Consider the following 11392-nt stretch of genomic DNA (forward strand, 5'->3'; position numbering starts at 1 on the left):
GGGGTGGCTAACGAGATTCGAACTCGCGACCACCGGAATCACAATCCAGGGCTCTACCAACTGAGCTATAGCCACCATTATTTCTTTTTGCCAATTTCTCACTTACCGAAGTAAGAGACCGGATGGCGCGCCTGAAAGGATTCGAACCTTCGGCCTTTGGCTCCGGAGGCCAACGCTCTATCCAGCTGAGCTACAGGCGCATGCCCTGTCGGCGGAGTGGAATAATACGTATATCACCCAATGCCGTCTAGTACTTTTTTAACTTTTTTTTCTGTTTGGTCTCTTTTTCGACAGTTAATATGTGATAAACCCCTTATTTGAGTACTACAACCCGCCACAGCTTATAAGTTGTTGTTTATTGCAACAACTTATCGGGATATAATCACCCATTATTTACATTGGTTTAACAGTTGCTCTTTGCTGGTTAAAGCCAAAACACCCTTCCAACACTATAAATTGGTAAGCATGTACTTACCTTGGGAATGTAAAGTGAGTTTAATGGATATGTCTCGTCGAATTTTAAGCGTTGTCATCGCAGTTTTAACCTTTTCAACTGGCGCAATGGCTGCAGGCCTAAGCGAAGCGGAGCACGATGCAATTGCTGAACGCATCAAACCAGTTGGCCAAGTTTACCTAGTCGGCAGCGAGCCAGTAGCCGCAGAACCAACAGGCCCTCGTGATGGCGCAGCAGTTTACGGTACCTTTTGTATCGCTTGTCACGCATCTGGCGTAAGTGGCGCACCTAAAACAGGTGATGCTGGTGACTGGGGTCCTCGTATTGCTCAAGGTCGCGACATCCTAGCTGACCACGCAATCAACGGTTTCAATGCGATGCCAGCGAAAGGTTCATGTATGGACTGTTCAGACGACGAAATCAAAGATGCTATCGAGCACATGATTGCCGGTCTGTAATTAAAAATGCCAGATTCAAAAAAGGTGACCTCTTGGTCACCTTTTTTATTGGCTTCTATATAATGCTATAAATGCAGAGCATTACTTTTTGTTGAACATCGCTCGAATATTCGCAATGTGCGCCTGCCCTTTCTCCATTCTTTCTTCAGCGGATTGAGGCTTCTTAACGCTTTCCCATTCCACATCATCGTGCGGCAGCTCATCAAGGAAGCGGCTTTGTGTTGGCTTGATTAATTCACCATATTGACGACGTTCACGACACTTAGTAAAGGTCAGCTCTTTCTGCGCTCGAGTAATCCCCACATACATAAGACGACGTTCTTCTTCTACGTTGCCTTCATCAACACTGGTTTGATGCGGCAAGATGCCCTCTTCTGCACCCATCAGGAATACATACGGGAACTCTAGACCTTTCGATGCATGCAGTGTCATTAATTGAACTTGGTCTGCATCGTCATCATCCTCACCACGCTCCATCATGTCGCGCAGCGTTAAACGTTGAACCACCTCGCGCAGGGTTTTCTCTTCTTTATCGTAGTTGTCACCCTCAAGATCGGCCACAATCCAGCTATAGAGATCAGAGACGTTCTTCATTCGCATTTCAGCGGCTTTCGGGCTCGCTGAGGTTTCGTACAACCAATCTTCGTAGTTGATGTCACGAACCAAAGAACGAACGGCTTCAACCGTATTACCACGCTCTGCATTGTCTGAGATACGAACAATCCAGTCACCAAAACGGCGCAGGTTCTCTAAACCACGACCCGTCAGCGTCTGCTCTAAGCCCATCTCAAAACTGGCTTCAAACAAGCTCTTACCACGCATATTGGCGTAACTGCCTAATTTCTCAAGCGTCACCGGACCGATCTCACGACGCGGTGTATTTACAATACGTAGGAAAGCGTTGTCATCATCAGGGTTCACTAACACACGCAGGTAAGCCATGATGTCCTTAATCTCGGCTCTCGCGAAGAAAGAGGTACCGCCAGAGATCTTGTAAGGCACACGGTTCTGCATCAGCGCTTTTTCAATCAAGCGAGATTGGTGATTACCACGGTAAAGCACTGCGTAATCTTTATATTCAGTACGGTTCAAAAACTTGTGGGCGATGATCTCGCCGGTAATACGCTCAGCTTCATGCTCTTCATTCTTAGCATTCAGTACCTTGAGCTTTTCACCGTCTGGGATCTCTGAGAACAGTGACTTTTCATAAACGTGTGGGTTATTAGCAATCAAGATGTTCGCCGCACGTAATATTCGGCTAGTTGAGCGATAGTTTTGCTCGAGTTTTATCAAGCGAAGATTTGGATAGTCCTCACCCAGCAACACCAAGTTTTGCGGTTTTGCACCACGCCATGAATAGATAGATTGGTCATCGTCACCGACTACCGTCAAGCGACCACGCTCTCCCACCAGTAAGCGAACCAACTCATATTGGCTGGTGTTGGTATCTTGGTATTCATCGACCAACAAATAGCGGATACGCGACTGCCAGCGCTCACGTACCTCTTGATTGGTTTTCAGTAACAATACAGGCATCGCGATCAGATCATCAAAATCAAGCGCGTTGTATGCCTTCATCTGTTTCTGGTACATCTCAAAACAGAATGCAAACAACTGCTCTTGTTCGCCTTGAGCACGTGCTTTCGCCTGATCTGGCGTCAGCATGTCATTTTTCCAATTCGAAATGGTGCTCATTAAAGCGCGTAGCAAATCCTTATCACCATCGATCTGCCTCTCTGTTAGCTCTTTTAACAAAGCTAGTTGGTCTTGGTCATCAAACAGAGAGAAACCCGCTTTCAAACCCAGCGCTTTGTATTCACGACGAATGATGGTTAAACCCATGGTATGAAAGGTCGAAACAATCAGCCCTTTCGATTCGCCCTTACCCAGAGTTTGCCCAACACGCTCTTTCATCTCGCGTGCCGCTTTATTAGTAAAGGTCACCGCCGCAATATTACGCGCCTTATAGCCACATTCCTGAACCAGATAAGCAATTTTATTGGTGATAACACGTGTTTTACCGGATCCAGCGCCCGCTAATACTAAGCAGGGGCCCGAAACATATTTCACGGCTTCATCTTGTCTTGGGTTCAGTTTCATTTGATTCTCAGTTTGGTCTAGAGGGGCGAATTCAATTGCGCGCCTATAATAATGCTGCAACAGCACGAATGCTACGTTCTCTTATACAAGATTTTTACGCTGAATATGTAAAACTTTGTTGCACATGTGTATGGTTATTAGGCTATAATGAATGAACGTTCATTCATTGGTGGTTGAAATATGACAACTCATGCACCTCGGGATAAACGCCAGCAAATACTTTCTGCAGCTGAAAAGCTAATTGCAGAGGTCGGTTTCCAAGGCCTTTCAATGCAAAAATTAGCCAAAGAAGCGGGAGTGGCTGCAGGCACTATCTATCGCTACTTCGATGATAAAGAGCATTTGATAGAAGATGTTCGAATGCTCGTGACTCAAAGAGTAGCTGATGCTGTTCAAGAAGGGGTTAATGATTCGGATCCAATTAAACAACGCTACCGTACTATGTGGTTGAACATATGGAACTTAGCAGGAACGAATTTAGCCGCAATAAAAAATCGGGTTCAGTATGACTCTCTACCCATCACAAATAGCCTAAACTTCAGGGAACTAGAACGTAAAATGTTTGCCCAAGTTGAGCTGCTATTTAATGAGGGGAAAGAACAAGGATTGTTTAAACCACTTAACAATGAAGTATTAGGTGGATTGAGCTTGGCGGCTAGTGTTTCTCTAGCACGCAAGCATTCTTTAGGATTTTACCAACTTGATGAAGCAGAACTAGAATCTGCAATCGAAGCTAGTTGGGACGCAATAATTAAACACTAGATCGGAGTTTTGACCATAATGAAAAAGTGGACTTTCTTCATGTTACTCATCGCTGTACTACTTTTCGGCAGCGTTATTGGGTTTAACATGTTCAAACAACAAAAAATTGCTGAGTATATGGCCAACCGCCCTGAACCAGAGTTTCCAGTAACGGTAACTGAAGTTCAGCCGATCGACTGGGTTCCAGTGATTGAAGCTATCGGCTTCATCGAACCTAACCAAGGTGTGACACTAGCGAACGAAACCAGCGGTGTTATTGACCAGATCTCTTTCGAGTCAGGTACTGATGTTAAGAATGGTCAGCAACTGGTACGTCTTGATTCTGACGTAGAGAAAGCAAACCTAAAGAGTTCTGAAGCTCGTTTGCCTGCTGCGAAAGCAAAATACAAACGTTACCAAGGTCTATTCAAGAAAGGTTCTATCTCTAAAGAAGCGTACGATGAAGCAGAAGCGAACTACTTCTCTCTATCTGCTGACATTGAAAGCCTAAAGGCATCGATCGAGCGTCGTGAAATTCGCGCACCATTCGACGGGACTGTTGGTATTCGTAACGTTTATCTAGGCCAATACCTACAATCGGGTACCGATATCGTTCGTTTAGAAGATACCAGTGTCATGCGTCTGCGCTTCACAGTTTCTCAAACAGATATCTCTCGTATCAATGTTGGCCAGGCTATCGACATCTTTGTTGATGCTTACCCAGAGACACCGTTTGAAGGCTCTATCAGTGCAATTGAACCCGCAGTAAGCATCCAAAGTGGTCTTATCCAAGTTCAAGCAGACATTCCAAATAATGATGGCAAGCTTCGTAGCGGTATGTTCGCTCGCGCTAACATCATTCTGCCTAAACTAGAGAACCAAGTAACTCTGCCTCAAACAGCGATTACTTTCACTCTGTACGGTGACAATGTTTACATCCTGACTGAAGAAGACGGCGTTCAACGTGTTGCTCAACATGTTGTAAAAGTAGGTGAGCGTACAGCTGATATTGCACACATCCTTGAAGGCGTTAAAGCCGGCGATACGGTTGTAACTTCTGGCCAAGTACGTCTAAGTAACGGTGCCAAAGTTAAGGTTGTTGAAAGTGATGCAATCACTCCACCATCTGAAACACCTAAGCTGTAACTGGAGGCACAATGCGCTTTACTGATGTTTTTATTAAACGTCCAGTTCTAGCGGTATCCATCAGCTTTTTGATTGCGCTGCTTGGCTTACAAGCAATCTTCAAAATGCAGGTGCGTGAATACCCTGAAATGACGAATACCGTCGTAACCGTAACCACGAGTTACTACGGTGCAAGTGCCGATCTTATCCAAGGCTTTATCACCCAGCCCCTCGAACAGGCTGTGGCTCAAGCGGATAACATCGACTATATGACTTCTTCTTCTGTGCTCGGTAGTTCGACTATTACCGTGAACATGAAGTTGAACACCGACCCGAATGCGGCGCTGTCTGACATACTGGCCAAGACTAACTCGGTACGTTCTCAGCTTCCTAAAGAAGCCGAAGATCCAACCGTAACCATGTCTACCGGTTCAACGACAGCAGTACTCTACATTGGTTTTACCAGTGATGAGTTGGTGTCGAGCCAAATTACCGACTATCTAGAGCGTGTAATCAACCCGCAACTATTCACGGTAAATGGTGTATCTAAAGTTGACCTATATGGTGGTATGAAATACGCACTGCGCGTGTGGCTAGATCCATCAAAAATGGCGGCAGTAAACCTAACTGCAACTGACGTTATGGCGGTATTGGATGCGAACAACTACCAATCAGCTACGGGTCAAGCAACGGGTGAATTTGTTCTTTATAACGGCAGTGCCGACACGCAAGTATCGAACACTGAAGAGTTAGAGAACTTAGTCGTTAGAAGTGGTGAAGGTGAGATTATTCGTCTGTCTGACATCGCTAAGGTTTCTCTAGAGAAAAGCCACGACGTTTACCGTGCAAGTGCGAACGGTCAGGAAGCGGTTGTTGCAGCAATTAATGCGGCACCAAGTGCGAACCCAATTAACATCGCTGCAGATGTACTTGAGCTTCTTCCTCAACTAGAGAAGAACCTACCAAGCAACATCTCGATGAACGTAATGTACGATTCAACCATTGCGATTAACGAGTCAATTCAAGAGGTTATCAAGACCATTCTTGAGGCGGCATTAATCGTATTGATCGTAATTACCTTGTTCCTAGGTTCATTCCGAGCGGTACTGATCCCTATCGTTACTATCCCACTGTCTTTGATTGGTGTGGCAATGGTAATGCAGGCAATGGGCTTCTCTTGGAACCTGATGACGCTACTGGCAATGGTACTCGCCATCGGTCTGGTGGTAGATGATGCGATCGTGGTACTTGAGAACGTCGACAGGCATATCAAGCTCGGGGAGTCTCCTTTCCGCGCTGCGATCATCGGTACTCGTGAGATTGCGGTTCCTGTTATCGCAATGACACTAACGCTAGGTGCGGTATACGCTCCAATCGCGATGATGGGTGGTATCACGGGCTCGCTGTTTAAAGAGTTCGCATTAACCCTAGCCGGTTCTGTATTTGTATCGGGTATCGTGGCACTAACGCTATCGCCAATGATGTGTTCAAAAATGCTTAAAGCTCACGCTGAGCCGAGCAAATTTGAGCAGAAAGTTCATAGCGTTTTGGATGGCATGACTAACCGTTACGAGCGTATGCTTGGCGCGGTTATGAATCACCGTCCAGTGTTCATTGGTTTTGCGATCATCGTATTTGCAAGCTTGCCGATGCTGTTTAAGTTCATCCCTAGTGAATTAGCACCTTCAGAAGATAAAGGTGTAATCATGCTGATGGGTACTGCACCGTCGAATGCAAACTTAGACTTCATGCAAAATACCATGAACGACGTAAACAAGATTCTGTCTGATCAGCCAGAAGTCGCTTACGCGCAGGTATTTACAGGTGTGCCTAATGCAAACCAAGCGTTTGGTATCGCATCTATGGTGCCTTGGAGTGAACGTGAGACGAGTCAATCAGAAGTAGCAAACCGTGTAGGTGAGCTTGTTAAAGATGTTCCAGGAATGGCAGTAACTGCCTTCCAAATGCCAGAACTACCAGGTGCAGGTTCAGGTCTTCCAATTCAGTTTGTTATTACAACACCAAACAGTTTTGAGAGCTTGTTCCAGATCACCACTGACATTTTGACTGATGTAGCGACAAACCCACTGTTCGTATACTCGGATCTCGATCTGAACTACGACTCAGCAACGATGAAAGTACACATCGACAAGGATAAAGCGGGCGCATACGGCGTGACCATGCAAGATATCGGTATCACGCTAGGTACCATGATGTCAGATGGCTACGTAAACCGTATCGACTTGAATGGTCGTTCTTACGAGGTTATCCCTCAGGTTGAACGTAAATTCCGTCTAAACCCTGAATCGATGAATAACTACTACGTACGTGCTGCGGACGGCAATGCTGTACCACTAGGTAGTTTGATTACGATTGATGTTGTGGCAGAGCCTCGTTCTCTTCCTCACTTCAACCAATTGAACTCAGCTACGATTGGTGCGGTACCTGCTCCGGGCGCTGCAATGGGTGATGCAATTGCATGGTTTGAAGACACGGCGGCGAATAAGCTTCCTAGTGGCTACAACCACGATTACATGGGTGAAGCACGCCAATACGTAACTGAAGGTAGCGCACTTTACGCGACCTTTGGTCTCGCACTGGCTATCATCTTCTTGGTACTGGCGATTCAGTTCGAATCTCTGAAAGATCCACTGGTTATCATGGTATCTGTACCACTGGCGATCTGTGGTGCCCTAATCGCTCTGGCTTGGGGTGCGGCAACGATGAACATCTACTCGCAAGTGGGTTTGATCACCTTGGTCGGCCTGATTACCAAGCATGGTATCTTGATCTGTGAAGTTGCAAAAGAAGAACAGCTGCATCATCACAAAACTCGTATCGAAGCGGTAATGGAAGCTGCGAAGGTTCGTCTTCGTCCAATCCTGATGACTACAGCTGCGATGATCGCGGGTCTAATTCCACTGATGTACGCAAGTGGTGCGGGTGCAGCTCAGCGCTTTAGTATTGGTATCGTAATCGTTGCTGGTCTAGCGATTGGTACGATCTTCACGCTATTTGTACTGCCAGTGATTTACAGCTACTTGGCTGAAAAACACAAACCTCTTCCTGTATTTGTTGAAGACAAAGATCTAGAAAAGCTAGCCCGCGTCGATGAAGCAAAAGCAGCACACAGAGAATTAGCTGATAATAAGTAATCGCTAAGTCGTATTAACAATAAAAAGGCTACTTCGGTGGCCTTTTTTTATACGCCATAGGCGACATCTCAAGTGTGATTAAATAGAATAGTGGTAAATATTCAGGAGTTTTAATTGATATGTTTGATCCAAAAAAACTAGAGCAGATTGCTAAGCAGATCCACGATTCTATGCCTCAACCAGTAAAAGAGCTTGGTTCAGACGTAGATCAAAAAGTTCGCCAGGTTATCCAAGGCCAACTAAACAAGCTAGACGTTGTGAGCCGTGAAGAGTTTGATGTTCAAACACAAGTACTGCTTCGCACTCGTCAAAAGCTAACTGAAATGGAACAAAAGCTAGCGGACTTAGAAGCAAAGATTGCCGATAAGTAAGCGTAAAGCAAGAAAACTGAAAGGGTTGGTGTGAAAGCACCAACCCTTTTGTATTTCTGAAGATCAATCAAGAACTGAAAATCGACGAAGACCTATCAAGCAATATTCATTTAATTGATTTATAAGGCTTTGTTACTAAAAGCAAAAAGGCTTGGTCAACGGCGACCAAGCCTTCTATTAGATGTTGTGTTGCTTATTTATAACTCCAACCTGTAAGGAGTTAGTGATACAGCTTCGCTTTTTCTGCAAATTTATCAGTATCTAAGCGACTAATTAACCGCCTACAGCGATACGCTTCATGTCGCTCATGTAGCTACGTAGCTCTTCACCAATGTACTCTACAGGGTGGTTACGGATAGCTTCGTTTACTTCAATTAGCTTAGCGTTATCAACTTGGTTAGATGTTTCACCTAGACCACGACCGATTACGTCTGTTGCTACTGAAGGCATGAACTTCTCACGTAGTAGCGGTGTTGCTACGTTAGCGAATAGGTAGTTACCGTACTCAGCAGTATCAGAGATTACTACGTTCATTTCGTAAAGACGCTTACGAGCAACTGTGTTTGCAATTAGTGGAAGCTCATGTAGAGATTCGTAGTAAGCAGACTCGTCGATGATGCCTGATGCCGTCATAGCTTCGAATGCTAGCTCAACACCTGCACGAACCATAGCAACCATTAGGATACCGTTGTCGAAGTACTCTTGCTCTGAGATTTCTACGTCAGAAGCTGGGTAGTTTTCGAATGCCGTTTCGCCTGTCTCTTCACGCCAGCCTAGTAGGTTCACGTCATCGTTCGCCCAGTCAGCCATCATTGTGCTAGAGAAGTGACCAGAGATGATGTCATCCATGTGCTTGTTGTAAAGCGGACGCATTAGGTCTTTAAGTTCTTCAGAAAGCTCAAACGCTTTAACTTTAGCTGGGTTAGATAGGCGATCCATCATGTGAGTTACGCCACCAAACTTAAGTGCTTCAGTGATCGTTTCCCAACCGTATTGTAGAAGCTTACCTGCGTAGCCAGGTTCGATACCGTCAGCAATCATCTTCTCGTAAGATACGATAGAACCCGCTTGTAGCATGCCACAAAGGATTGTTTGCTCACCCATAAGGTCAGATTTAACTTCCGCTACGAAAGAAGACTCTAGGCAACCAGCACGGTGACCACCAGTTCCCGCAGCCCAAGCTTTAGCGATATCCCAACCTTCACCTTTAGGGTCGTTTTCTGGGTGAACAGCGATAAGTGTTGGTACACCGAAGCCACGCTTGTACTCTTCGCGAACTTCAGAACCTGGACACTTAGGTGCAACCATTACTACAGTAAGGTCAGCACGTAATTGCATGCCTTCTTCAACAACGTTAAAGCCGTGAGAGTAACCAAGAGCAGCGCCTTGCTTCATTAGAGGCATTACTGTTTCAACAACGTTTGTGTGTTGCTTATCAGGAGTAAGGTTGATTACTAGGTCTGCTTGAGGGATTAGCGTTTCGTAGCTGCCCACAACAAAGCCGTTTTCATCAGCATTTTTGAATGATTGACGCTTTTCATCAATTGCCGCTTGGCGTAGAGCGTAAGATACGTCTAGACCAGAATCACGCATATTTAGACCTTGGTTTAGGCCTTGAGCACCACAACCAACAATTACGATTTTCTTACCTTCAAGGTATTCAGCTTCTGTCGCGAATTCTTCACGATCCATAAAGCGGCAACGACCTAATTGGTCTAGTTGTTCACGAAGGTTTAATGTATTGAAATAGTTAGCCATTCTAGGGCACTCCTTTAAAAATAAGTCCGTAAGGTCGATATCTCTCTATCGAATGACTTCATACTAAAACAGACACTCCGTTGCTGAAAGTGATATATTCACAATTAGTTATTGCAATAAATGCAACATGGAAACGATCGCAGAACATGAACATAAAATCTCTACAATTATTTATACATTTATGCGACAGCAAGAGTTTCAGCAAAACCGCTGCTGCTATGCACGTCAGTCCTTCAGCGCTGAGCCGCCAGATACAAAAGCTTGAAGAGGAAACAGGACAAGAACTGCTAATCAGAGACAACCGCAGTGTTGATCTGACCCCTGCAGGAAAACACCTATTGCCTGTAGCATTAAGCATCGTGGGAGAGTGGCAGCAATATAACCTTCACCTGAAGGGCGGAGAGCAAGAGCTTAAAGGTGAGATACGTATATTTTGTTCAGTAACGGCTAGCTACAGTCACCTACCTGAACTCATAACCGAATTTAGGGCTATTCATCCGTATATTGAATTTAAGCTCTCTACTGGTGATCCAGCTCAATCCATCGACAAGATCTTAAACGATGAAGCGGATATCGCTATCTCAGCAAAGCCAGACATCCTTCCTTCAAGGTTAGAATTCGAAACCATCAGCGATATTCCACTGTCAGTCATCATTCCATCTGGTGTGAGTAGCTTTAGCCAGCAACTGCAATCTGATAAACCAAACTGGAACGAAGTGCCTTTTATCATCCCTGAAGCAGGTACCGCTCGTGAACGCGCTAATGCATGGTTTAAGAAGATGAAGATTAAACCTAATATTTATGCTCAAGTATCAGGTCATGAGGCAATTGTAAGTATGGTAGCTCTAGGATGTGGGATTGGTATCGCACCCGATGTGGTCATAAACAACAGTCCAGTAAGAGATAAAGTTGACCGCTTAAAGATAGAGCCCATCAAACCATTTGAATTAGGCGTATGTTGTAAGCGAGCGCAGCTAGATAACCCTCTAATTCGAGCGTTCTGGCAAGTCGCAGAAGGGAAATATTTAGCGGACTAGTCATCATTGTTTTAAACACAAAAAAGGGAAGAGCACGTCAGTGCTCTTCCCTTTTTTATCTATGTATATCGCAGATAAGAAAAAAGCCCGCTGATTTCTCAGCGGGCTTTCTAATGGTGGTGGAGGGATAGGGATTTGAACCCTAGAACCGCTATTAACGGTTGCCGGTTTTCAAGACCGGTGCTTTCGACCA

At 45.1% G+C, this 11392-nt stretch carries 8 protein-coding genes and 2 tRNA genes; 6 read left to right on the forward strand and 4 right to left on the reverse strand.

Annotated elements, in window-relative coordinates:
- Positions 1-2: 2 nt before the first annotated feature.
- Positions 3-75, reverse strand: a tRNA-His gene (locus tag MSG36_RS23655).
- Between the two features lie 48 nt (positions 76-123).
- Positions 124-200, reverse strand: a tRNA-Arg gene (locus tag MSG36_RS23660).
- A 298-nt stretch (positions 201-498) separates the two neighbouring features.
- On the opposite strand from MSG36_RS23660, the gene MSG36_RS23665 reads away from it, so the two are divergent.
- Positions 499-912 (forward strand): cytochrome c5 family protein, encoded by a 414-nt coding sequence (locus tag MSG36_RS23665; protein ID WP_017063036.1) that lies wholly within the window; start codon positions 499-501, stop codon positions 910-912.
- Positions 913-993: 81 nt separating this feature from the next.
- On the opposite strand, the gene rep is transcribed toward MSG36_RS23665, so the two are convergent.
- Positions 994-3012: a DNA helicase Rep gene (rep, locus tag MSG36_RS23670; protein ID WP_017061960.1), complete on the reverse strand. Its 2019-nt coding sequence runs from the start codon at positions 3010-3012 to the stop codon at positions 994-996.
- Positions 3013-3192: 180 nt separating this feature from the next.
- Between rep and MSG36_RS23675 the strand changes: the two genes are divergently transcribed.
- From MSG36_RS23675 to MSG36_RS23690, 4 genes are all read left to right on the forward strand, one after another.
- Positions 3193-3774 carry a TetR/AcrR family transcriptional regulator gene (locus tag MSG36_RS23675; RefSeq protein ID WP_017629442.1) on the forward strand — a complete coding sequence of 194 codons (582 nt, stop codon included), beginning with the start codon at positions 3193-3195 and terminating at the stop codon, positions 3772-3774.
- An 18-nt stretch (positions 3775-3792) separates the two neighbouring features.
- Positions 3793-4899 (forward strand): efflux RND transporter periplasmic adaptor subunit, encoded by a 1107-nt coding sequence (locus MSG36_RS23680; protein WP_017629443.1) that lies wholly within the window; start codon positions 3793-3795, stop codon positions 4897-4899.
- Between the two features lie 11 nt (positions 4900-4910).
- A complete protein-coding gene (locus MSG36_RS23685; protein WP_048612411.1) occupies positions 4911-8033 on the forward strand; it encodes a multidrug efflux RND transporter permease subunit in 3123 nt (1040 codons plus the stop codon).
- Positions 8034-8152: 119 nt separating this feature from the next.
- On the forward strand, positions 8153-8404 hold the full coding sequence (locus tag MSG36_RS23690; RefSeq protein ID WP_009848085.1) for an accessory factor UbiK family protein: 252 nt from the start codon (positions 8153-8155) through the stop codon (positions 8402-8404).
- A 273-nt stretch (positions 8405-8677) separates the two neighbouring features.
- On the opposite strand, the gene ilvC is transcribed toward MSG36_RS23690, so the two are convergent.
- Positions 8678-10162, reverse strand: coding sequence for a ketol-acid reductoisomerase (gene ilvC, locus MSG36_RS23695; protein WP_017061965.1), 1485 nt, complete (start codon positions 10160-10162; stop codon positions 8678-8680).
- Between the two features lie 146 nt (positions 10163-10308).
- On the opposite strand from ilvC, the gene ilvY reads away from it, so the two are divergent.
- The gene (gene ilvY, locus MSG36_RS23700) at positions 10309-11199 is read left to right on the forward strand and encodes an HTH-type transcriptional activator IlvY (RefSeq protein WP_061039866.1); all 891 of its coding nucleotides are present in this window, start codon (positions 10309-10311) and stop codon (positions 11197-11199) included.
- Positions 11200-11392: the final 193 nt, after the last annotated feature.

The sequence above is a fragment of the Vibrio sp. 1CM8B genome (genome assembly GCF_023161685.1).
Classification (GTDB): Bacteria; Pseudomonadota; Gammaproteobacteria; order Enterobacterales; family Vibrionaceae; genus Vibrio; species Vibrio coralliirubri.

Coding starts and splice junctions, on each gene's coding strand:
- MSG36_RS23675 (WP_017629442.1), top strand. CDS start 3,193: ATGACAACTCATGCACCTCGGGATAAACGCCAGCAAATACTTTCTGCA.
- MSG36_RS23685 (WP_048612411.1), top strand. CDS start 4,911: ATGCGCTTTACTGATGTTTTTATTAAACGTCCAGTTCTAGCGGTATCC.
- ilvY (WP_061039866.1), top strand. CDS start 10,309: ATGAACATAAAATCTCTACAATTATTTATACATTTATGCGACAGCAAG.
- MSG36_RS23680 (WP_017629443.1), top strand. CDS start 3,793: ATGAAAAAGTGGACTTTCTTCATGTTACTCATCGCTGTACTACTTTTC.
- MSG36_RS23665 (WP_017063036.1), top strand. CDS start 499: ATGGATATGTCTCGTCGAATTTTAAGCGTTGTCATCGCAGTTTTAACC.
- MSG36_RS23690 (WP_009848085.1), top strand. CDS start 8,153: ATGTTTGATCCAAAAAAACTAGAGCAGATTGCTAAGCAGATCCACGAT.
- ilvC (WP_017061965.1), bottom strand. CDS start 10,162: ATGGCTAACTATTTCAATACATTAAACCTTCGTGAACAACTAGACCAA.
- rep (WP_017061960.1), bottom strand. CDS start 3,012: ATGAAACTGAACCCAAGACAAGATGAAGCCGTGAAATATGTTTCGGGC.